The organism is Streptomyces sp. NPDC013187 (assembly GCF_042899705.1).
In the GTDB taxonomy this organism is placed as follows: Bacteria; Actinomycetota; Actinomycetes; order Streptomycetales; family Streptomycetaceae; genus Streptomyces; species Streptomyces hawaiiensis_A.
This window is the reverse complement of the sequence record NZ_JBIBAF010000018.1, coordinates 26,942-48,370: the sequence shown is the minus strand read 5'-3', so window position 1 is coordinate 48,370 and position 21,429 is coordinate 26,942. Positions and strand designations below refer to the sequence as shown.

Here is a 21,429-nt window from a genome sequence, read left to right as displayed (position 1 = left end):
GACCGGTGGTTGATCGCGCCCACGCGGCGGAGCCGCATATGCGACAGAGGCCCGCGCCCCTGAGAGAAGGGCGTTGCCCCGCCGTAGGGTTCTCCGTGACGGAGGGAGGCGCGGTGGGATCCAGCGCTGTGCGTGTGCAGGGGCTCTGGAAGCGGTTCGGGCAGCAGGTCGCTGTTGCCGGGGTCGATCTCGAGTTGCCCGCGGGCAAGTTCATCGGGCTGGTCGGACCGAACGGGGCCGGGAAGACCACCACCTTGTCCATGGTGACCGGGCTGCTCCGGCCCGACCACGGGACCGTCGAGGTCGTCGGGCACGACGTGTGGCGGGACCCCGTCGAGGTGAAGGCCCGGATCGGGGTGCTGCCGGAGGGACTGCGGCTCTTCGAGCGGCTGTCGGGGCGGGAACTGCTGGCGTACACCGGGCGGTTGCGCGGGCTGCCCGGCGCCGAGGTCGACAAACGGGCCACGCAACTCCTCGACGTCCTCGACCTGGCCGGGGCCCAGCACAAACTGGTCGTCGACTACTCGACCGGCATGCGCAAGAAGATCGGGCTCGCCGCCGCTCTCCTCCACAATCCCGAAGTGCTGTTCCTGGACGAGCCGTTCGAGGGCGTCGACCCCGTCTCCGCGCAGACCATCCGGGGCGTCCTGGAGCGGTACACGGCCTCGGGCGCCACGGTCGTGTTCTCCTCCCACGTCATGGAGCTCGTCGAGTCGCTGTGCGACTGGGTCGCCGTCATGGCCGCCGGGCGGATCCGCGCCACCGGCACCCTCGCCGAGGTGCGCGGGGACGCGCCTTCGCTGCAGCGGGCGTTCCTCGAACTCGTCGGCGCGCAGAGCCGGGACGCCGGGGCCGACCTCGACTGGCTGGGCGGTGGGTCGCGGTGAGCACCCCCGCGATCACCCCCGTCTTCGTCCGGCTGAAGCTGTCGCTGCTGCGCAACGGACTGCGGCAGTCCGGCGGGCGCAAGGCCGCCTACATCACGTCGGCCGTCTTCGCCCTGCTGTTCGCCGCGCTCCAGCTGATCGGTCTCATCGCGCTGCGCGGGCACGCGCACGCCGAGTCGGTGGTCGTCCTGGCGGTGGCGGTGCTGGCCCTCGGGTGGGCGGTGATGCCGCTGTTCTTCCCCAGCGGCGACGAGACCCTCGATCCCACCCGGCTGGTGATGCTGCCGCTGCGCCCCCGGCCGCTGGTAGGGGCGCTGCTGACGGCCTCGCTGGTGGGCATCGGGCCGTTGTTCACGCTGTGTCTGCTGGCCGGTTCCGTGATCGCGGTGGCGCGGGGCGGGGCCGCGTTCGTGGTGGGTGTGGTCGCCGTCGTGCTGGCGCTGCTGGTGTGCGTGGCACTCGCGCGGGCCGTCGCCGCCGCCAACGTACGGCTGCTGACCAGCCGCAAGGGGCGGGACCTCGCGGTGCTCAGCGGGCTCGTCATCGCGATCGGGGCGCAGGTCGTCAACTTCGGCGCGCAGCGGCTCGGGGCGTCGGGGCTGGGCGAGCTCGACCCGGTCGCCGAGGTGCTGCGGTGGGTGCCGCCGGCGTCGGCCGTCTGGGCCGTACACGCGGTGAGCGAGGGGTCCTACGGTCTCGCGCTCGCACAACTGGCGCTGACCGCCGGTGCGCTGGTGGCGCTGCTCGCGCTCTGGTCGCGGCATCTGACGCGGCTGATGACCTCGCCCGACGGATCCACCCTGCCGAGCGCCGAATCGGCCGCCCGGGAGCGCTCCTCGACCGGGCTGGGGAAGCTGCTCCCCGCAGGACGTACGGGCACGGTCATGGAGCGCAGCCTGCGGTATGTGTGGCGCGACCCGAAGACCAAGGCCGCCTGGGTGACGTCGCTGGCCATCGGGCTGATCGTGCCGGTGTTCAACGCCTGGCAGGGCACCGGGTCGGTGTACTTCGCGTGCTTCGCCGCCGGGATGCTCGGCATCCAGATGTACAACCAGTTCGGGCAGGACACCTCCGCGTTCTGGATGGTCGCGATGACGATCTCGTCGTCCCGGGACGCGTACGTCGAGCTGCGCGCCCGGGCGTACGCCCTGCTGCTGATCACCCTGCCGTACGCCGCGCTGGTCACCGTGGTGACGACCGCGATGCTCGGTGACTGGCGGCGGCTGCCCGAGGTGCTGGGGCTGTCCTTCGCGCTGCTCGGCGCGATGCTCGCGACCGGGGCGTGGACCTCCGCCCGCTTCCCCTACTCCATCCCGCAGGAGGGCTACAAGAACGTCGCCCCCGGACAGACCGGGCTCGCCTGGATCTCCATCTTCGGCGGGATGATGTCGGCCGCCCTGCTGTGCGCGCCCGTCATCGCGCTCACGATCTGGCTGAACGTGAGCGCCGACGGCGACGCCTGGACGTGGCTGATGCTCCCGGTGGGCACGGCGTACGGGGCGGCGCTGACGGCGGCGGGGCTGAAACTGGCCGCCCCGCGGACGGCCCGGCGACTGCCGGAGATCCTGGCGGCGGTCAGCAAGGGGTGAGACGCCCCGGGCCGGTCCGGAGGCCTCCTGTCAGTGGTCGCCCAGTGAGTCCAGGAACGGCTCGATGGCGGCGCGCCAGGCCTCCGGCTGGTCGTAGTGCACCAGGTGGCCGGCGTCGGCCACCTCCGCGTACTGGCCGCGGGGCAGGACCCGGACCATCTCCTGGGCCTCGGCGCGGCCCAGCTCGCCGTCCAGACCGCGCACGACCAGGGCGGGGCAGCGGACCTGGGCCAGCTCCTCCCAGTGCGCGTCGTACACCCACGTCTCGCGGGAGCGGAGCATCTGCTCCGGTTCGAAGACCGGGCGCCAGCCGTCCGGGGACTCGGCCATCACCTCGGCGTAGAACTCGCCACGGGCCGGATTGGGCCGCTCCACCCAGGGGTCGTCCTCGCCGAACCACTTGCGGACGTCGGCGAGTGTGGCGAACGGCAGCGGCCAGGCCTTGAACCACTGGTCCCACTCGCGCTGCGAGGCGGCGCCGAGCGCGGAGGCCCGCATGTCGCAGATGATCAGGCCGCGGACCAGGTCCGGACGCTTGGCGGCGAGCTGCCAGGCGGTCAGCGCGCCCATGGCGTGGCCGATGAGGACGACCCGGGCGAGGCCCAGCTGCTCCAGGGCGGCCTCGGCGTCGTCGACGTAGGCGTCACGCGTGAAGGCGCCCTGCGGGGGTTTGTCACTGCGGCCGTGGCCGCGCTGGTCGAGGGCGACCGCGCGGTAGCGCGCGGACAGCCAGCGGGCGGTGGACGCCCAGTGCGAGGCGCGGCCCATGAGGCCGTGCAGTAACAGCACGCCGGGCGAGCCATCCGGCGCGGTGTGCCCGTCGTGCGCCCCCTGTCCGTCCTGCGCCGGGTCGGTCTTGGGCGGGTCGCCGAACTCCCAGGCCGCCAGGCGTACGCCGCCCGTCCCGGTCACGTCGATGCGTCGCGCCATGTCTGGCACCCCCCAAGCTTCGCGCGGACCGCGGCTCCCTCGAGCCGTCCGGTCCTGTGAACCGTGTTCTGCCTGCTGTGCCTTCTGCCGTGCCGTCAGCCTTGCTGGTTGCCGTGCTCGTTGCCGTACGTGTCGGTGCAATTGTGCCGTGCGCCGCCCGCAGACTATCGAATGCGCATTCGAGGATGAGGTTCTCGCGGGCAACACCCCTCGTTCGAGTGACCACCCGCGGGGATTGATCGCCGCTGTCGAGGGGAGATCTTCAGCGGGAGGCGGACCGCTCGGGGAAACCGGTCCGAGGGGAATGACCCTGAGAGCTCGGGGCTCCGGGTCAGCACAGGGGAGGACAGGCCCCGGCGCCACATGGCGCCGGGGCCCTCCGCGTCTTCACGGCACATCCTCCTGCCCCCTCCCCGGCCGGGCGGCATCGCTGTCGAGCCGCGGCCAAGAGCCCCTCAGGTCATATGCCTCACGCGACAGCGTCGCACGGGAAGCGGACGAGCGCTGCGATTCGGCGGACTGGATGCCGGATTCGGTCCGGATCACGCCACGCCGCAAGAGCGGCATGGGGATGGGGAGTTGACCGACACCCGGACGGAGGACGGCGGACGGCGGAGGGTGCTCGCCTGGCTGGTGGACGCCGGGCTGGACGACTCAGAGCCCGTCCGCTCAGGGCCGGGCCGCTCAGGGCAGGCCCGCGCAGGACCGGTCCGCTCAGAGCAGGCCCACACAGGACCGGACCGCTCAGCGCAGGGCCGCTCAGGGCAGGCCCACGCAGGGCCGGTCCGCTCAGCGCAGGGCCGCTCAGGACCGGGCTGCTCAGCGCAGGCCCACACAGGACCGGGCCGCTCAGGACCGGGCCGCTCGGCGCAGGCCCACACAGGACCGGTCCGCTCAGCGCAGGCCCACGCAGGCCGGGCCGCTCAGGGCTTGGCGACGAACACGTGGGAGGCGATGTCCGACTCCAGTTCGGCCGCCTCGCCGCCGCTGCCCACCAGCACCCCGCCCGCCGACTCGGTCACACTCACCACCGAGCCGGGCTGCACGCCCGCCCGCCGCAGCGTGTACATCAGCTGCGCGTCCGTCTGGATCGGCTCGCCGATCCGGCGCACCACGACCGTCTTGCCCTCGGCGCCCGGGTCGAGGCTGGCCAGCGACACCATGCCCTCGTCCAGGAACGGGTCGGCACCGTCCTTCTCGCCCAGCTCCTCCAGACCCGGGATCGGGTTGCCGTACGGCGACTCCGTCGGGTGCCGGAGCAGCTCCAGGACGCGCCGCTCCACGGCCTCGCTCATCACGTGCTCCCAGCGGCACGCCTCCGCGTGGACCTGCTCCCACTCCAGACCGATCACGTCGACGAGCAGACACTCGGCGAGGCGGTGCTTGCGCATCACGCGCGTGGCCAGCCGGCGGCCCTCGTCGGTCAGCTCCAGATGCCGGTCGCTGGCGACGGACACCAGACCGTCGCGCTCCATCCGCGCCACGGTCTGGCTGACGGTCGGCCCGCTCTGGTCCAGCCGCTCGGCGATACGGGCGCGCATGGGGACCACACCCTCTTCCTCCAGCTCGAGGATGGTGCGGAGATACATCTCCGTGGTGTCGATCAGTCCGGACATACGTGCCCCTCGAATGAGATCTGCCGGAAGCTGGACGGCTCACCGGCGTGTGCGCTGGCCCTGAACCCAATTCTGCCGGATACCACCGACAACCGTGCCGCCGGAGGCGAAGCGGGGGATTATCCGGCCGCGCGCAAGGGTACGGACTCCTCCTCCGGGGACGCCTCGGTACTCGGCGCACGGCACGCACGGCCGTATTGACACCGCACTGGTCCAGACCGCACCGTGATGCGCGGCACAAGCAGCCGAGGCCAGCTTGAAGGGACCCCGTATGAGCGACCGCGCGCCGGCCGGCCAGTTCCTCGACGCCGCGATCGGCCTGCTGCGGCGGCTCCGGGACGAGGAGACCGACAGCATCACCGCGGCCGGGACGCTCCTCGCCGACACCGTCGCGGCCGGCGGCCGGCTCTTCGCCTTCGGCGCCGGGCACTCCTCCCTCGCCGCGCAGGACCTCGTCTACCGCGCCGGCGGCCTCGCCCTGATGAACCTGCTCGCCGTACCCGGTGTCGTGGGCGTCGACGTCATGCCCGCACCGCTCGGCTCCGCCCTGGAACGCGTCGACGGCCTCGCGAGCGCCGTCCTCGACAGCTCCCCGCTCCGCGAGGGCGACGCCCTGCTGATCATCTCCCTGTCCGGGCGCAACGCCCTGCCCGTGGAGATGGCCATGAACGCCCGCGCCCTGGGCGTGAAGGTCATCGGCGTGACGTCGGTGGCCTACGCCTCGGAGACGAAGTCGCGGCACGCCTCCGGTACGTATCTGAAGGACCACTGCGACCTCGTCCTCGACTCGAAGATCGCGGTCGGCGACGCGGAACTCACCCACGACGACATCCCGGCGCCCTTCGCCCCGGCCTCGACGGTCGTCACCTCGGCCCTCCTCCAGGCCGTCATGGCGACGACCGCCACCACCCTCGCCGACCGCGGCATCGAACCGCCGCTGCTGCGCTCCGGGAACGTCGACGGCGGCCACGACTGGAACACCCGGGTGATGGAGCAGTACCGCGACCGGATCTTCTACCGGTACTGAAACCGGCAGCGGATCGGCAGCGAACCGGCACCGAACCGGTAGGCGACCAAGCACGCCCCGCGGCGGGCGCCTCTCATCCCCCGCCCCGCAGCCCGCTCACTCCCCGCCCGACAAACCCGCCAGATCCAGCGCCGCGGCGATCCGTACCGCCACGTCCTCCGCGTACAGCGCGTCGGAGCGCTCGAAGGCGCTGCGGCCCGCGCCCCGCAGGAACGTCACGACGCCCAGGGTCCGGCCCCGGCTGCGCAGCACCGCGCACAGGGCGTGCACCGCGTCCGCGGGCCACTGGCGGGCCAGGGCCCACTCCCGGGCCGCCTCCGGCCCGGCCGCGCCCGCACTCGCGCGCAGGGCCCCCACCCGCTCCACGCACTGCAGGGCCGGGTGCCCCTCGGCGTAGCGGACGGGCAGGCTCGCGTGCCCGGCCAGCCGGCTCGGCCCCGGCGCGCCGGAGGGTGTGGCGGCGATCCGGACCAGCCGGACGGGCCCCTCGGCCTCCGCGTCGCTCAGCGCACCGCCGGCGACCCGGTCGATCAGCGCGTGGTCGGCGAAACCGGCCAGGGCGAAGTCCAGGTGGACCGTCGCCGCCTCGGCCGGGTCCTCGCACTCGGCCGCCGCCCGCGACGCCCGGTGCAGCTGCTGCGTACGGAAGCGCAGCAGTGATGCCTCCTGCTCGGCCTGCTTGGCCTCCGTCACGTCCTGGAACAGCCAGCCCACACCCAGCGGAACCGGCTCCTCCGCGAGCGGTGAGGCCAGCCGCAGGAAGCCGCTGCGCCAGCACCGCCGCCGCTCCCCCTCCGGCGTCCGCACACTCACCCACACCTCGGCGGGTGCCGGTGGCGCACCCTCCGCCAGCACGTGCTGCAGCGCGCTCTCCAGCTCCTCCACGCCCTGCGACAGCAACTCCCCGAGCGGCCGCCCCAGCACCGTCGTGCGTCCCGTGCCCAACGCCCGGGCCGCGTGTGCGTTCACCACGGCCGGCCGCAGGTCCACGTCCACCAGCACGACACCCCAGCCGGCGTCCTCGAACAGCGCCTCGCTCAGCGCGATCGACCGCTCCAGATCGATCTGCGCGTGCACCTCGCTGAACGCGCAGTACACACCCGCCGGCTTTCCGTCGGGCCCGCGCACCGCCGCCGACTGCGTCCGCACGAGCACCCGCCCGCCGTCCTTCGTCAGCAGGGCGAATTCGTGCACCTGCCTGCCGGGGGCGTGCATCGACGACAGCAGCCGGCCCTCGACCTCCTCGGCGTCCGCGCTGCGCACGGCCCACCCGGCCAGCCCGCGCCGCCCCACGGCTTCGTCCGCACTCCACCCGAGAATCCGCTCGGCCTCGCGGTTCCAGTGCGTCACGACACCGTCGGCGTCGAACGCGCACAGTGCCGCGTCCATCCCGTCCAGCAACGCGGCAAGCAGATCCGAACCATCCGAACTGTGCCGCTCGGGCTCGTCCGGCCCCAGCTCGTCGGTGGTCCCACTACGCCGGGAAGCACTCACCTGGACCCCCTGCAGGCTGCGTCCGCACGTACGGCACGTCGGTTCGCTCCTTGCAATCATTCAACTCGAACGTGACCCAGCACACACCGAGTTCCCACAACATTGAAGGAATCGTTGTACGGCGGCAATGCCCACGTCAACGCAACAGAAACGTTCATCCGAAGAGGTCGGCAGCCCGGCCGACTCCCCCTGCCGATCAACGACCGCACCTCACTGAAGCGCTTCCGCGGCGCGGGCCGCGGCGTCCTGGCGTCAAGGTCTCAAAAAAACGGTTGATCCGAGGCAGAACACTTTCTTAGGGTTCCAGGTACACGAGAGAGGAGGTGATCCGGCAGATGTATGGAAACCGGACGCGTGAGGTGGCTGCGGGCTAGCGGCCCGTCACCACACTCAGTGCGGTGCCGAGCCAGCGCGTGAGCGTGCAGCCGGCCCAATCTCAGGCAGTCACCCGACCCGCGAGTCGCCGGTACGTCCGGCCGGCTCCTCTCCGGAGGAACCAGACTCGCGGGTCGTCTGCGTTTTTCTGTGGTGCCCGGGGGGCGATGACGGTGGGTGGGTGGCGCGAGGACCGGATCGGGAGCGCTCTGCGGGGTGAGAACCCGGCCGTGCTGCGGAGGCTGGACTCCGGGTTCGCGGTGATCGGTGACGTGCAGTTCCTGCCCGGCTATTCGGTGCTGCTGGCCGATGATCCCGCCGTGCAGCGGCTGTCCGAGCTGCCGCGGAGCGCGCGGCTGGCGTTCCTCGCCGACATGGACCGGCTGGGGGAAGCCGTCGAGCGGGCCTGCCGGCGGGTGGAGTCGGGGTTCCGGCGGGTCAATCTGGAGATTCTCGGGAACGCCGACGCGTTCCTGCACGCGCATGTGTGGCCGCGGTACGAGTGGGAGCCCGAAGAGCTGGTGCGGAGGCCCGTGTGGCTGTATCCGCGGGAGATGTGGGGTGACGAGCGGTATGCGCTCGGGCCCGCGCACGACCGGCTGCGGGCGGCCGTCGGGGAGGAGCTGGACCGGCTCACGGGCGGGAGCGTGCGGACGGCCCCACCCGGAGTCGGGTGAGGCCGTGAGGGGGCGGGTCAGTGGGCGATGTCCTCGTAGCCCTCGATCTCGTGGGGGTTGCGGGTGCCCGGGCCCACGTAGCGGGCCGAGGGGCGGACCAGGCGGCCCGTGCGCTTCTGCTCCAGGATGTGGGCGGACCAGCCGGCCGTGCGGGCGCAGGTGAACATGGACGTGAACATGTGGGCCGGGACCTCGGCGAAGTCCAGGACGATGGCCGCCCAGAACTCGACGTTCGTGGCGAGGACACGGTCGGGGCGGCGGGCGTGGAGTTCCGCGAGGGCCGCCTTCTCCAGGGCCTCGGCGACCTCGAAGCGGGGGGCGCCCAGTTCGCGGGCCGTGCGGCGCAGGACCCGGGCCCTCGGGTCCTCGGCGCGGTAGACGCGGTGCCCGAAGCCCATGAGGCGTTCGCCCTTGTCGAGCGCGTTCTTCACGTAGGACTCGGCGTCGCCCGTGCGCTCGATCTCCTCGATCATGCCGAGGACGCGGGAGGGGGCGCCGCCGTGGAGCGGGCCGGACATCGCGCCCACCGCGCCGGACAGCGCCGCCGCCACGTCCGCGCCGGTCGAGGCGATCACGCGGGCCGTGAACGTGGAGGCGTTCATGCCGTGCTCCGCCGCGCTCGTCCAGTACGCGTCCACCGCCGCCACGTGCTTGGGGTCCGGCTCGCCGCGCCAGCGGATCATGAAGCGTTCGACGACGGACCGGGCCTTGTCGATCTCGCGCTGCGGGACCATCGGCAGGCCCTGGCCGCGGGCGGACTGGGCGACGTAGGAGAGTGCCATGACGGCCGCTCGGGCCAGGTCGGCGCGGGCCTGCTCGGCGTCGATGTCCAGCAGGGGTTTGAGGCCCCAGACGGGCGCCAGCATGGCCAGGGCGGACTGGACGTCCACGCGGATGTCGCCGGAGTGCACGGGGATGGGGAACGGCTCGGCGGGTGGCAGGCCGGGATTGAAGGCGCCGTCGACGAGGAGGCCCCAGACGTTGCCGAACGAGACGTGGCCGACGAGGTCCTCGATGTCGACGCCGCGGTACCGGAGTGCGCCGCCCTCCTTGTCGGGTTCGGCGATCTCCGTCTCGAACGCGACGATTCCCTCGAGCCCGGGTACGAAGTCGGACATCAGGCGGCTCCTCGTGATGTAAGTGACAGATGGTGTTGATGTGGGGTGGCGCGACCGAACCATGTGTCATTCAGCTGGCGAAGCATGCGCCGTCCAGTGGATCCACGGTCGGGTACGGCGACTCGCGGTCCTGGCCGGTTGCCCCTGTGATGCCCCGTACGACAGGCGGTCACCCAACCGGAACGGCACGGAAACGATATCCCCGAGTGCCACGCTTGGGGAGGGTTCACGGCACTCAGTGCCATGCAGTGACGAAGGACACCGTCCGTACGGCAAGATGACCGGGTGACCGACCGCGACGACGTCCCCTTCGACCTGGCCTCGATGCGCAAGCAGTACCGGGCCGACGGGCTCTCCGAGAGCGACCTGGCCGCGACGCCCGTCGAGCAGTTCGCGCGCTGGTTCAAGCAGGCCGCGACGGACGGCGGGCTGTTCGAGCCGAACGCCATGATCGTGTCGACGGCCGATGCCGAGGGGCGGACGAGCGCCCGTACGGTGCTGCTGAAGCACTTCGACGAGCAGGGTTTCGTCTTCTACACGAACTACGGCTCCCGCAAGGCGCGTGATCTGGCGGAGAACCCGTACGTCTCGTTGCTGTTCCCCTGGCACCCGATGGCACGGCAGGTCATCGTGACCGGGGTCGCCCGGCGCACCGGCCGGGACGAGACGGCGGCGTACTTCCGGACCCGTCCGCACGGCTCGCAGCTGGGGGCGTGGGCCAGCGCCCAGTCCTCGGTGGTCTCCACCCGCGCCGACATCGACGCGGCGTACGCGGAGCTGGCGGCCCGCTATCCGGAGGGCGAGCAGGTGCCGGTGCCGCCGCACTGGGGCGGCTTCCGGGTGGCCGCGCAGACGGTGGAGTTCTGGCAGGGCCGGGAGAACCGGCTGCACGACCGGTTGCGGTACGTGGAGCAGCCGGACGGGAGCTGGCGGGTGGAGCGGCTCAGTCCGTGAGGTTCAGAGTTTTCCCCGGTGGTTTTCCCGCGGTCCAGCCCGTGCGCGAGGTTCACAGCTTTCCCCAGACGTAGGCCGTGCGGTGACCGTCCAGAAGGGCGCGGACGCGAGCACGGAACTCGGGGGTGACCTCCGGCCAGTTCCAGAACTCGAAACCGAGGTGGGCGAAGGCGAAGTAGTCGTCGGTCCAGGTCCAGTCCGGCAGCGGGACCTGTTGGGCGCAGACCGGGCAGGGCACGTGTGCCGTCCTGTGTCGTGCCAGGTGCCGATCGCCTCACGGAACGGCGTCCACGCCTCGTCGATCATCTGCCAGTCCTCGTCGGCCAGGCGTGTCGTCGTCGAGCAGTGAGGGCAGGTCACTGCTTCGCAGTCGCCCTGGCCTCCGTGGAAGACGGTGCGGCCGATATGGACGGCGAGGCCGTCGGACGGCTCCCAGCGGGCGTCCCCCTCCGCCACGGCACGTGACCAGTTCGGTCCTGGCGGATGCCCCAGTGGCTGCCCCAGGACGCAGTCCGTGCGCTCGGCGAGGACGATGCCCTCGGCGACGAGCCAGTCGACCACACGCCGGGCGAGCCTTGGTGCCTCGTCGGCGCCCGCGTCACGGTCCACGATCGTCTGGAAGTGATCACCCATGCCGGAACCGTAAGCCCCGGCACTGACAGCCCCCTCAGCCCAGCGTCTCCTCCAGCAGTCCCGCCCACTGGGCCACCACTCGTTCCCGGCGGGCCGCGTCGTCGGTGAGGAGGTTGGCGAGGCCCAGGCCGCGGGCCATGTCGAGGAGGCCCTGGACGGTTTCGCGGACGCCGGGGAGGGATTCGTCGGCGGCGAGGAGGTCGACGGCTATGCGGTGGGTCTCGCGGCCGACGCGGGATTCGAGTTCGGTGACGCGGGGCCGGAGCTGCTCCTCGTTGGAGGCGGCGACCCAGAGGTGGAGGGCGGCGCGGAAGAGCGGGCCGGTGTAGAGGTCGACGAGGGCGGCGACGACGGCGTGGCGGTCGCCTGCCGCGCCCTCGGGGAACAGGGCGCGCAGGGCCGTGGAGCGTTCCTCGGCGACGTATTCGACGGCCGCGGTGAAGAGGTCCTCGCGGGTCGGGAAGTGGTGCTGGGCGGCGCCTCGGGAGACGCCGGCGCGTTCGGCGACCACGGAGACGGTGGAGCCCGCCCAGCCGTGTTCGGCGAGGCAGGACACGGCGGCTTCCAGGAGCCGCTGCCGGGTGGCCCGGCTGCGGTCCTGCTTGGGGACTCTCTCCGCACGGTCGACCGTGCTCACACCACCCATGCCGGATCCCGTCGTTCGAGGAAGGCCGTCATCCCCTCGCGGGCCTGCGGGGAGGAGAACAGCCGGGCCGAGAGCGCGGTCAGGTCGGCGGCGTCCCGGTCGAAGGCTTCCAGCACCCTAGCCGTGAGCAGCCGTTTCGTCTCGGCCAGGGCGTCGGGGGCGGATCTGCGCAGGCCTTCGAGGATGGGGGCCAGGGCCGCGTCGACGTCGTCCGCGCAGGTGGTGAGCAGGCCTGTCGCCCGCGCTGCCGCCGCGTCGAAGCGTTCGCCGGTGAGGTAGTAGCGGGCCAGGGCGCGCGGGTCGGTGCGGGGCAGGAGCGGCAGGGAGATGACGGCGGGGGCCACGCCGATGCGGACCTCGGTGAAGGCGAAGGTGGCCTGCGTGGAGGCGGCGGCGATGTCGCAGGCGGCCAGGAGGCCGAGGCCGCCCGCGCGGACGTGGCCGGTGACCCGGGCGACAACCGGCTTGGGCAGCTCGACGATCTGCCGCAGGAGGGCGACCAGTGCCTCGGGGTGGGGAGGGTCCTTGAGGTCGGCGCCCGCGCTGAAGGTGTTGCCGGTGTGGGTGAGGACGATCGCGCGGACGCCGGGGTCCTTGCCTGCGTCGGTGAGCGCGTCGGCCAGGTCGCCGACGAGGGCCGCCGAGAGGGCGTTGCGGTTGTGCCGGGAATCGAGGGCCAGGGTTTCCACGGCTCGTGCGCGGGTGCGGGCGATCAGCGTCATGCGCTCTCCCTGAGCTGTCGGCGGAGGATCTTTCCGGAGGCGGCGCGGGGGACGCCGACGATGAAGGTGACGTGGCGTATCCGCTTGTAGGGGGCGACGCGTTCGGCGACGTACATCATGATCTCGGCCTCGGTGAGGTGGGCGGCGGTGGGCTGGCGGACGACGTAGGCGTGCGGGGCCTCGTTGCCGTCGTCGTCGTACCGGCCGACGACGGCGGCGTCGGCGATGCCCGGGTGGGTGAGGAGCAGGGCCTCCAGTTCGGCGGGGGCCACCTGGAAGCCCTTGTACTTGATGAGCTCCTTGACGCGGTCGACGACGAACAGCCAGCCGTCACCGTCGACATGGCCGACGTCTCCGGTGTGCAGCCAGCCGTCGGGGTCGATCATCGCGGTGGTGGCGTCGGGGCGGCCGAGGTAGCCCTTCATGATCTGCGGGCCTCGGATGAGGATCTCGCCGGATTCGCCGGCGGGGAGGTCCTTGCCGGGGTCGTCGAGGGAGACGATGCGCATCTCGGTGCCGGCGATGAGCTTGCCGACGGTTCCGGGCGGGGCGTCGTCCATGGCGTCCAGGGGGACGACGTGCGTGCCGGGTGACAGTTCCGTCATGCCGTAGGCCTGGCCGACGGGCGGCAGGCCGAGGCGCTGGGAGCAGGCGGCGGCGAGCCGGGCGTCCAGGGGTGCGGCGGCGCTGATGATGTACCGCAGGGACGACAGGTCGTACTGGGCGACGGCCGGGTGCTTGGCGAGGGCCAGGACGATCGGCGGGGCCACGTAGAGGGCCGTGATGCGGTGGTTCTGGATGGCCGCGAGGAACTGCTCGAGGTCGAAGCGGGGCAGGACGACGACGGTGGCGCCCTGTCGGAGGGGGGCGTTCATCAGGGCGGTGAGGCCGTAGATGTGGAAGAAGGGCAGCACGGCCAGGACGCGGTCGCCCGGGCCGGCGGGGATCGCCGGGTGGAGCTGTGCGAGGTTGGTGGCGATCTGCCGGTGGGTGAGCATCACGCCTTTGGGGATGCCGGTGGTGCCGGAGGAGTACGGCAGGGCCGCGACGTCCTCGGCGGGGTCGATGGCGACCTGCGGTTCGGGGGCCGCCGAGGCCAGCATGTCGATCAGGGAGCGGTGGCCGCTCGCGCTGTCGCACACGAAGATCTCCCGTACGCCGCCCGCGAGTTCGGCGGCCCGGCGGGCGACGTCCAGCAGCGGTGACACGGTGACGATCCACCGGGCCGCCGAGTCCCGCAGCTGTTTGGCGAACTCCTCGGCGGTGGCGAGCGGGTGCACGGTGGTGACGGTGGCACCCGCGCGCGTGGCCGCGTAGAAGGCGGTCGGGAAGGCGATGGTGTTGGGGCTGTGCAGGGCGAGGATGTCGCCCTTGCGGACCCCGGCCTCGGCGAGGGCGGCGGCGACGCGCCGGTGGAAGCGGTCGACCTGCTCGTAGGTGAGGGTGGTGCCGTCGGTGCCGTCGATCAGCGCCGGGATGTCGCCGAACTCGGCGGCCCGGGCCAGGACGGCGTCGTGGATGGGCAGGTCGACGGGTGGGACGTCTGCGTACTCGCTGCGGAACATGGCTGGTTCCTCCTCGCGCGCGGGCCGTCTCGGGGGTCCTCAGTACGACTTGGGCAGGCCCAGGGTCTGGTGGGAGACGTAGTTGAGAATCATCTCCCGGCTCACCGGGGCGATACGAGCCACGCGCGCGGCCGTTATCAGCCGGGCCAGGCCGTACTCCCGGGTGAGGCCGTTGCCGCCGAGGGTGTGCACGGCCTGGTCGACGGCCTTCACGCAGGCCTCCCCTGCCGCGTACTTGGCCATGTTGGCGGCTTCTCCGGCGCCCATGTCGTCGCCCGCGTCGTAGAGGGCGGCGGCCTTCTGCATCATCAGGCGGGCCAGTTCGAGGTCGATGTGCGCCTGGGCGAGGGGGTGGGCGATGGCCTGGTGGGCGCCGATGGGGGTGTTCCAGACGGTGCGGTCGCGGGCGTACTCGACGGCTTTGGCGAGGGCGTGGCGGCCCATGCCGATCGCGAAGGCGGCGGTCATGATGCGTTCGGGGTTGAGACCGGCGAAGAGCTGGAGGAGTCCGGCGTCCTCGTCGCCGACCAGGGCGTCGGCGGGCAGCCGTACGTCGTCCAGGGCCAGTTCGAACTGCTTCTCCGCGGCGTTCAGTTCCATGTCGATGGGGCGGCGGGTGAAGCCGGGGGCGTCGCGGGGGACGATGAACAGGCAGGGCTTGAGGCGGCCGGTGCGGGCGTCTTCGGTGCGGCCGACGATGAGGGTCGCGTCCGCGATGTCCACGCCGGAGATGAAGACCTTGCGGCCGGTGAGGAGCCAGTCGGTGCCGTCTTTGCGGGCCGTGGTGGTGATGCGGTGGCTGTTGGAGCCCGCGTCGGGTTCGGTGATGCCGAAGGCCATCCGGCGGGTGCCGTCCGACAGGCCGGGGAGCCACTCCTCCTTCTGGGTGTCGGTGCCGAAGCGGGCTATCACCGTGCCGCAGATGGCCGGTGAGACGACCAGCATGAGGAGGGGACAGCCGGCTGCGCCGAGCTCTTCGAGGACGATGGACAGTTCGGAGATGCCGCCGCCTCCGCCTCCGTACTCCTCGGGGAGGTTGACGCCCAGGTAGCCGAGTTTCCCTGCCTCTGACCAGAGTTGGCCGGTGTCGGTTTCACGGCCGTGGCGTTTGCCCAATGCGGCGGCGGCTTCCCGGAGGGACTTGTGCTCGTCGGTTCCGATCGTGGCCATGTGACTCCTTCGTCGTGGCTGATCGCGCAGTTCCCCGCGCCCCTAAGAGGTCTCTGTCACCACTGCCAGTAGTGCGCCCGGCTCCACCTGCTGTCCGGGGACGACGCACAGGTCGGTCAGCGTTCCCGTCACCGGGGCGGTGATCTTGTGCTGCATCTTCATCGCCTCCAGCCAGAGGAGGGGCTCGCCCGCCTTCACGGGCACGCCCGCCGTCAGACCGTCGGCGACGCGGACGACCGTGCCCGGCATGGGGGCCAGGAGGGAGCCGGGGGCGTGCTGGGTGGTGGGGTCGGGGAAGCGGGGCAGGGCGGTCAGGGCCGTGGTGTTGACGTAGACGTGGTCTCCGTAGCGGGCGACCTCGTACTTCCGCTCCACGCCGTCCACGTCGAGGATCACGAGACTGCGGTCGGCGTGCACCACCCGCACCCCGTCCGCCTCCAGGCCCTGCCGGGTGTGCCGGTAGCGGGCCTCGTACTGCTCGCCCGCCATCAGGTACCGCTTGGTCTGCGGCTGTGAGGGGACGTTGCGCCAGCCGCCGAAGCGGGAGCGGCCGTGGGCGTCGGCGAGGGCGGCGGCCAGAGGGGCGTGCGGGTCGGGGGACGGCTCAATCAGGTCCGGCAGGTGGCGGTCGTAGAAGCCGGTGTCCATGCGGGCCGCGGTGAACTCGGGGTGGCGCAGGGAGCGGACCAGGAGGTCGCGGTTGGTGACGGGGCCGTGGATCACCGCGCGTTCGAGGGCGGCGGCGAGCCTGCGGACGGCCTCCGTGCGGGTGGGGGCATGGGCCACGACCTTGGCGAGCATGGGGTCGTAGTGGACGCCGATCTCGTCGCCGTCCGTGTAGCCGGTGTCGAGGCGGACCGGCCCGGGGACGCCCAGTCGGTGCAGGGTGCCGGTCTGCGGGGACCAGTCGCGGGCCGGGTCCTCGGCGTACAGGCGGGCCTCGATGGCGTGACCACGCGCGCGTGGCGGTTCGGCGGCCAGGGGCCGGCCCTCGGCGATCCGGAGCTGCTCCGCGACCAGGTCGATGCCGAACACGGCCTCGGTGACGGGATGTTCGACCTGGAGGCGGGTGTTCATCTCCAGGAAGTGCGCCCGGCCGTCGGCGACGAGGAACTCGACCGTGCCGGCGCCCACGTAGTCCACGGCCCGGGCGGCCCGTACGGCCAGGGCGCGGACCTCCTCGTCGAGCTCCCGGGACAGGCCGGGTGCCGGAGCCTCCTCGATCACCTTCTGGTGGCGGCGCTGCAGGGAGCAGTCGCGGGTGCCGAGGGGCCAGACCGTGCCGTGGGTGTCGGCGAGGATCTGCACCTCGACGTGGCGGCCGTTCTCCACGTACGGCTCGACGAAGACCTCGCCGTCGCCGAAGGCGCTCGTGGCCTCGGCCCGCGCGGTGGCCAACTCGGCTTCCAGGTCCGCGAGTCGGCGTACGACCCGCATGCCACGGCCGCCGCCACCGGCCGCGGCCTTCACCAGAACGGGCAGGTCGGCCTCGGTGACGTCGTCGAGGGGCCGGATGCCCATGAGCTGCTTGGCGCGGGTCTTGGACGCCATGGCCTCGATGGCCTGCGGGGGCGGTCCGATCCAGCGCAGGCCCGCGTCCAGGACGGCCCGGGCGAAGTCTGCGTTCTCGGAGAGGAAGCCGTAGCCGGGGTGCACGGCGTCCGCCCCGGCCGCCAGGGCGGCCTTCACGATCAGGTCGCCGCGCAGATAGGTGTCGGCGGGCGCCTCCCCCGGAAGTCGTACGCTCGTGTCGGCCACGCGCGCGTGGAGGGCGGTCGCGTCGGCGTCCGAGTGCACAGCGACCGTGCGGATGCCCAGGTCGTGGCAGGTGCGGAAGACGCGGCAGGCGATCTCGCCCCGGTTGGCGACCAGCACAGAAGTGATCACTGAAGGTTCCTCACATCCGGAAGACGCCGAAGCCGCCGCGCGCGCCCTCGTAGGGGGCGGTGTGGATCGCGGACAGGCACAGGCCGAGAACGGTGCGGGTGTCGCGCGGGTCGATGACGCCGTCGTCGTACAGCCGCCCGGACAGGAACATCGGCAGCGACTCGGACTCGATCTGCTGCTCGACCATGGCGCGCAGCGCGGCGTCCGCCTCCTCGTCGTAGGGCTGCCCCTTGGCGGCGGCCGACTGGCGGGCGACGATCGACAGCACGCCCGCGAGCTGCTGCGGTCCCATGACGGCCGACTTGGCGCTGGGCCAGGCGAAGAGGAAGCGCGGGTCGTAGGCGCGGCCGCACATGCCGTAGTGGCCGGCTCCGTAGGAGGCGCCCATGAGGACGGAGAGGTGGGGCACGCGGCTGTTGCCGACCGCGTTGATCATCATCGCGCCGTGCTTGATGATGCCGCCCTGCTCGTACTCCTTGCCGACCATGTAGCCGGTGGTGTTGTGCAGGAAGAGCAGGGGGATGTCGCGCTGGTTGGCGAGCTGGATGAACTGGGCGGCCTTCTGCGACTCCTCGCTGAACAGGACGCCCCGGGCGTTGGCGAGGATGCCGACGGGGTAGCCGTGCAGGGCGGCCCAGCCGGTGGTCAGGCTCGTCCCGTACAGCGGTTTGAACTCGTCGAAGTCGGAGGCGTCGACGATCCGGGCGATGACCTCGCGCGGGTCGAAGGGGCTCTTGAGGTCGCCGGGGACGATGCCGAGCAGCTCCTCCGCGTCGTACTTGGGCGGCTCGGCCGGGTCCGGATCGCCGTATGCCTTGCGGTGGTTGAGGCGGGCGACCACGCGCCGGGCCTGCCGGAGCGCGTCCGGCTCGTCGACGGCGAAGTAGTCGGCGAGGCCCGACACGCGCGCGTGCATCTCGGCGCCGCCCAGGGACTCGTCGTCGCTCTCCTCCCCCGTAGCCATCTTCACCAGCGGCGGACCGCCGAGGAACACCTTCGCCCGCTCCTTGACCATGATCACGTGGTCGGACATACCGGGGAGGTAGGCGCCGCCGGCGGTGGAGTTGCCGAAGACGACCGCGACGGTGGGGATCCCGGCGGCGGACAGCCGGGTGAGGTCCCGGAAGATGGCGCCGCCGGGGATGAAGATCTCCTTCTGGGACGGCAGATCGGCACCGCCGGACTCCACCAGGCTGATGCAGGGCAGCCGGTTGGCGAGGGCGATGTCGTTGGCGCGCAGGGCCTTCTTCAGCGACCAGGGGTTGCTCGCGCCGCCGCGCACGGTCGGGTCGTTGGCGGTGATCAGGCACTCCACGCCCTCGACGACTCCGATGCCGGTCACGAGGGACGCGCCGACGGTGTGGTCGCTGCCCCAGGCGGCCAGCGGGGACAGCTCCAGGAACGGTGTGTCGGGGTCGAGGAGCAGCTCGATGCGCTCGCGGGCGAGGAGCTTGCCGCGCTTCCGGTGCCGTGCGACGTACTTCTCGCCGCCGCCCGCGAGGGCCTTGGCGTGTTCGGCGTCGAGTGCGGCGAGCTTGGCGAGCATCGTCTCGCGGTTGGCCGCGTGGTCGGGGCTGGCGGTGTCGAGCCCGGAGGTCAGGACGGTCACAGGAGTGCCTCCGGCAGGTCGAGGTGGCGGGAGCGCAGCCATTCGCCGAGGGCCTTGGCCTGCGGGTCGAAGCGGTGCCGCGCGGCGACGCCGGCGCCGAGGATGCCCTCGACGACGAAGTTGAGGGCGCGCAGGTTCGGCAGCACCTGCCGTAGGACGGTCAGCTCGCGGCTCTCGGGGATCAGCTCCCGGAACCGGTCGGCGGTCAGCTCGTGGGCGAGCCACCGCCATGCGTCGTCCGTGCGGGCCCACACCCCGACGTTGGCGTCGCCGCCCTTGTCCCCGCTGCGGGCGCCCGCGACGAGGCCGAGGGGAGCCCTGGTGACCGGCCCGGGCGGGAGCGGCTCGGGGAGCGGCGGCTGCGGAACGTCGTCGAGTACGAGAGTGTCGTGGGGCGGCGGCACCGGAACCCGCTGCCCGTCGTGGAGGACCGCCACATGGCCGACTTCACCATGGGGGACGTACAGATCCTCGAAGACCCCATAGGGCGAGCCCTTTCCGGGTGGGGCCAGCACATGGAAGCCGGGGTAGCTGGCGAGTGCCAGCTCCACGGCCGCCCCGCTCAGCGCCCGTCCGACGGCCTCCTGCTCGGGGTCCCGCACGACGAGCCGCAGCAACGCGCTCGCCGTCTCCTCGCTCGGGGCGTCGGAGCGGTCGGTGCGGACCAGCTCCCAGCGCACGTCGGCGACCTTGCCGAGGGCCGGTTCCATCTGGTCCCGCACCAGGGCGGCCTTGACCTCGATGTCGAGGCCGGTGAGCACGAAGACGACCTCGTTGCGGAAACCGCCGAGCCGGTTGCGGCCGACCTTGAGGGTGGGCGGCGGCGCCTCCCCGCGCACGCCCTCGATCCGCACCCGGTCGGGCCCGTCCTGGCTCAGCCGCACGGTGTCCAGCCGGGCGGTGACGTCCGGCCCCGCGTACCGGGCCCCGGCCGTCTCGTACAGCAGCTGCGCGGTGACCGTGCCGACGTCGACGAAACCGCCGGTGCCGGGGTGTTTGGTGATGACGCAGCTGCCGTCCTCGTGCAGCTCCGCGAGCGGGGAGCCGGGGCGGCGGACGTCGCCGTCCCGGAAGAAGGCGTAGTTGCCGCCGGTGGCCTGCGTCCCGCACTCCAGGACATGTCCGGCGACCACCGCGCCCGCCAGCCGGTCGTGGTCCTGCGGGGTCCAGCCGAAGTGGGCGGCGGCGGGCCCGGTGACCAGGGCCGCGTCCGTCACCCGGCCCGTGACGACGACGTCGGCGCCCGCCCGCAGGCACTCCGTGATGCCGAAGCCGCCGAGGTAGGCGTGGGCGGCGAGGCTGCCGGGGTGTGCGGCGGTGAGGTCGTCACCCGCGACATGCGCGACCCGCACGGGGATGCCCAGGCGGTCGGCCAACCGCCGCACGGAGTCGGCGAGTCCGGCCGGGTTGAGTCCGCCCGCGTTGGTGACGATCCTGACGCCCCGCTCGTGCGCGAGGCCCAGGCAGTCCTCCAACTGCCGCAGGAACGTCCGGGCGTATCCGGCTGCGGGATCCTTCAGGCGGTCCCGGCCGAGGATGAGCATGGTCAGTTCGGCGAGGTAGTCGCCGGTGAGGACGTCGAGTTCGCCGCCGGTGAGCATCTCGCGCATCGCGTCGAAGCGGTCGCCGTAGAAGCCGGAGGCGTTGCCTATGCGCATCAGCTCGGGGGTCACGAACCGGCCTCCTTCGGCGGGCGTCCGCTGCCCGGCGGCCCCGCGAACGCCTGGGCGATGTCCAGCCAGCGGTCGGCGTCGGGACCGTCGGCGCGCAGGGCCAGGTCGGTGCGGTGGGCGCGCTGGGTGATCAGGAGGCAGAAGTCGAGGGCGGGTCCGGTGACGCGCTGTGCGGCGTCCCCGGGGCCGTAGGTCCACAGGTCACCGGAGGGGGCGCGCAGTTCGACGCGGAACGGGTCGGCGGGCGGGGTCAGACCGTGCACGCCGTACGCGAAGTCCCGGGTCCGTACCCCGAGCCGGGCCACATGCCGCAGCCGGTCGGTGGGTGGGCGCACCACACCCAGTGCGTCGGCCACGTCCTGTCCGTGGGCCCAGGTCTCCATCAGACGGGCCGTCGCCATGGAGGCGGCCGACATGGGCGGGCCGTACCAGGGGAAGCGCGCCTTCGGCGGGGCGGCCCGCAGTGCCTCCTCCAGTGCCGTACGGCCGTCACGCCACCGGGCGAGCAGTTCGCCGGGCGGGAGTCCGGCGCCCTCCTCGGCACCCTCGTCGACGAACGAGTCCGGCGCGGCGAGCGCCTTCTCGACCAGGGTGCGGAAGCCGTCGGCGTCCGTGACGGCGAGCAGGGCCGAGCGGTCCGTCCAGGCGAGATGGGCGATCTGGTGGGCCACGGTCCAGCCGGGCGCGGGGGTCGCGAGCGACCAGCGCTGCCGGGGCAACCCGGCCACGAGGCGGTCGAGTTCCTCGCTCTCCTCGCGCAGATCGTCGATCACGGACATCGGATCGGACACGGGCGCTCCCCTCGGGGTACGGCGGTGTGCGGGGTGGTGCGGCGTGCTGAGGAGCATGGCAGCGGC

General features: G+C 72.3%; 18 protein-coding genes. 5 read left to right on the top strand and 13 right to left on the bottom strand.

What is annotated here, in order from left to right; all coding sequences use genetic code 11:
* Positions 1–95: 95 nt before the first annotated feature.
* Positions 96–887, top strand: coding sequence for an ABC transporter ATP-binding protein (locus ACFY5B_RS32330; RefSeq protein WP_389976399.1), 792 nt, complete (start codon positions 96–98; stop codon positions 885–887).
* Positions 884–2,476 (top strand): transporter, encoded by a 1,593-nt coding sequence (locus tag ACFY5B_RS32325; protein WP_389976396.1) that lies wholly within the window; start codon positions 884–886, stop codon positions 2,474–2,476. Before ACFY5B_RS32330 ends, ACFY5B_RS32325 begins: the two co-directional genes overlap by 4 nt.
* Before the next feature lie 30 nt (positions 2,477–2,506).
* Here the strand turns inward: ACFY5B_RS32325 and ACFY5B_RS32320 are convergent, their stop codons facing one another.
* Together ACFY5B_RS32320 and ACFY5B_RS32315 are read right to left on the bottom strand one after the other, a co-directional pair.
* Positions 2,507–3,406 carry an alpha/beta fold hydrolase gene (locus ACFY5B_RS32320; RefSeq protein ID WP_389976393.1) on the bottom strand — a complete coding sequence of 300 codons (900 nt, stop codon included), beginning with the start codon at positions 3,404–3,406 and terminating at the stop codon, positions 2,507–2,509.
* Positions 3,407–4,329: 923 nt separating this feature from the next.
* A complete protein-coding gene (locus ACFY5B_RS32315) occupies positions 4,330–5,022 on the bottom strand; it encodes a metal-dependent transcriptional regulator (RefSeq protein WP_053671441.1) in 693 nt (230 codons plus the stop codon).
* 271 nt (positions 5,023–5,293) lie between these two features.
* Between ACFY5B_RS32315 and ACFY5B_RS32310 the strand changes: the two genes are divergently transcribed.
* Positions 5,294–6,049 (top strand): SIS domain-containing protein, encoded by a 756-nt coding sequence (locus tag ACFY5B_RS32310; RefSeq protein ID WP_389976390.1) that lies wholly within the window; start codon positions 5,294–5,296, stop codon positions 6,047–6,049.
* A gap of 96 nt (positions 6,050–6,145) precedes the next feature.
* Here ACFY5B_RS32310 and ACFY5B_RS32305 read toward each other — a convergent pair whose 3' ends face one another.
* A complete protein-coding gene (locus ACFY5B_RS32305; RefSeq protein ID WP_389976387.1) occupies positions 6,146–7,603 on the bottom strand; it encodes a PAS domain-containing protein in 1,458 nt (485 codons plus the stop codon).
* Between the two features lie 482 nt (positions 7,604–8,085).
* Between ACFY5B_RS32305 and ACFY5B_RS32300 the strand changes: the two genes are divergently transcribed.
* Positions 8,086–8,595 (top strand): HIT family protein, encoded by a 510-nt coding sequence (locus ACFY5B_RS32300; RefSeq protein ID WP_389976384.1) that lies wholly within the window; start codon positions 8,086–8,088, stop codon positions 8,593–8,595.
* Between the two features lie 17 nt (positions 8,596–8,612).
* On the opposite strand, the gene ACFY5B_RS32295 is transcribed toward ACFY5B_RS32300, so the two are convergent.
* Positions 8,613–9,713, bottom strand: coding sequence for a citrate synthase 2 (locus ACFY5B_RS32295; protein WP_389976381.1), 1,101 nt, complete (start codon positions 9,711–9,713; stop codon positions 8,613–8,615).
* 285 nt (positions 9,714–9,998) lie between these two features.
* On the opposite strand from ACFY5B_RS32295, the gene pdxH reads away from it, so the two are divergent.
* Positions 9,999–10,667, top strand: coding sequence for a pyridoxamine 5'-phosphate oxidase (pdxH, locus tag ACFY5B_RS32290; RefSeq protein WP_389976379.1), 669 nt, complete (start codon positions 9,999–10,001; stop codon positions 10,665–10,667).
* A gap of 52 nt (positions 10,668–10,719) precedes the next feature.
* Here the strand turns inward: pdxH and ACFY5B_RS32285 are convergent, their stop codons facing one another.
* The 9 genes from ACFY5B_RS32285 to ACFY5B_RS32245 all read right to left on the bottom strand — a co-directional run bounded on the left by ACFY5B_RS32285 (position 10,720) and on the right by ACFY5B_RS32245 (position 21,363).
* The gene (locus tag ACFY5B_RS32285; protein WP_389976376.1) at positions 10,720–10,905 is read right to left on the bottom strand and encodes a hypothetical protein; all 186 of its coding nucleotides are present in this window, start codon (positions 10,903–10,905) and stop codon (positions 10,720–10,722) included.
* A 429-nt stretch (positions 10,906–11,334) separates the two neighbouring features.
* Positions 11,335–11,946 (bottom strand): TetR/AcrR family transcriptional regulator, encoded by a 612-nt coding sequence (locus ACFY5B_RS32280; protein WP_351631164.1) that lies wholly within the window; start codon positions 11,944–11,946, stop codon positions 11,335–11,337.
* Positions 11,934–12,668, bottom strand: a complete 735-nt coding sequence (locus ACFY5B_RS32275) for an enoyl-CoA hydratase family protein (RefSeq protein WP_389976373.1) — start codon at positions 12,666–12,668, stop codon at positions 11,934–11,936. The genes ACFY5B_RS32280 and ACFY5B_RS32275 overlap by 13 nt, the downstream gene beginning before the upstream one ends.
* The gene (locus ACFY5B_RS32270) at positions 12,665–14,233 is read right to left on the bottom strand and encodes a 4-coumarate--CoA ligase family protein (protein ID WP_389976370.1); all 1,569 of its coding nucleotides are present in this window, start codon (positions 14,231–14,233) and stop codon (positions 12,665–12,667) included. The genes ACFY5B_RS32275 and ACFY5B_RS32270 overlap by 4 nt, the downstream gene beginning before the upstream one ends.
* 39 nt (positions 14,234–14,272) lie before the next feature.
* Positions 14,273–15,403, bottom strand: coding sequence for an acyl-CoA dehydrogenase family protein (locus ACFY5B_RS32265; RefSeq protein WP_389976367.1), 1,131 nt, complete (start codon positions 15,401–15,403; stop codon positions 14,273–14,275).
* Positions 15,404–15,445: 42 nt separating this feature from the next.
* Positions 15,446–17,290 carry an acetyl/propionyl/methylcrotonyl-CoA carboxylase subunit alpha gene (locus tag ACFY5B_RS32260; protein WP_389976364.1) on the bottom strand — a complete coding sequence of 615 codons (1,845 nt, stop codon included), beginning with the start codon at positions 17,288–17,290 and terminating at the stop codon, positions 15,446–15,448.
* A gap of 10 nt (positions 17,291–17,300) precedes the next feature.
* A complete protein-coding gene (locus ACFY5B_RS32255; protein ID WP_389976361.1) occupies positions 17,301–18,899 on the bottom strand; it encodes an acyl-CoA carboxylase subunit beta in 1,599 nt (532 codons plus the stop codon).
* Positions 18,896–20,557, bottom strand: coding sequence for an acyclic terpene utilization AtuA family protein (locus tag ACFY5B_RS32250; RefSeq protein ID WP_389976743.1), 1,662 nt, complete (start codon positions 20,555–20,557; stop codon positions 18,896–18,898). Before ACFY5B_RS32250 ends, ACFY5B_RS32255 begins: the two co-directional genes overlap by 4 nt.
* An 11-nt stretch (positions 20,558–20,568) precedes the next feature.
* On the bottom strand, positions 20,569–21,363 hold the full coding sequence (locus ACFY5B_RS32245) for a TIGR03084 family metal-binding protein (RefSeq protein ID WP_389976359.1): 795 nt from the start codon (positions 21,361–21,363) through the stop codon (positions 20,569–20,571).
* Between the last annotated feature and the right edge of the window lie 66 nt (positions 21,364–21,429).

Bases quoted from the DNA above. Each gene is read 5' to 3' on its own strand.
- ACFY5B_RS32320 (WP_389976393.1), bottom strand. From the start codon at position 3,406: ATGGCGCGACGCATCGACGTGACCGGGACGGGCGGCGTACGCCTGGCG.
- ACFY5B_RS32280 (WP_351631164.1), bottom strand. From the start codon at position 11,946: ATGGGTGGTGTGAGCACGGTCGACCGTGCGGAGAGAGTCCCCAAGCAG.
- ACFY5B_RS32275 (WP_389976373.1), bottom strand. From the start codon at position 12,668: ATGACGCTGATCGCCCGCACCCGCGCACGAGCCGTGGAAACCCTGGCC.
- ACFY5B_RS32300 (WP_389976384.1), top strand. From the start codon at position 8,086: ATGACGGTGGGTGGGTGGCGCGAGGACCGGATCGGGAGCGCTCTGCGG.
- ACFY5B_RS32315 (WP_053671441.1), bottom strand. From the start codon at position 5,022: ATGTCCGGACTGATCGACACCACGGAGATGTATCTCCGCACCATCCTC.
- ACFY5B_RS32295 (WP_389976381.1), bottom strand. From the start codon at position 9,713: ATGTCCGACTTCGTACCCGGGCTCGAGGGAATCGTCGCGTTCGAGACG.
- ACFY5B_RS32305 (WP_389976387.1), bottom strand. From the start codon at position 7,603: ATGATTGCAAGGAGCGAACCGACGTGCCGTACGTGCGGACGCAGCCTG.
- ACFY5B_RS32250 (WP_389976743.1), bottom strand. From the start codon at position 20,557: ATGCGCATAGGCAACGCCTCCGGCTTCTACGGCGACCGCTTCGACGCG.
- ACFY5B_RS32270 (WP_389976370.1), bottom strand. From the start codon at position 14,233: ATGTTCCGCAGCGAGTACGCAGACGTCCCACCCGTCGACCTGCCCATC.
- ACFY5B_RS32310 (WP_389976390.1), top strand. From the start codon at position 5,294: ATGAGCGACCGCGCGCCGGCCGGCCAGTTCCTCGACGCCGCGATCGGC.
- ACFY5B_RS32265 (WP_389976367.1), bottom strand. From the start codon at position 15,403: ATGGCCACGATCGGAACCGACGAGCACAAGTCCCTCCGGGAAGCCGCC.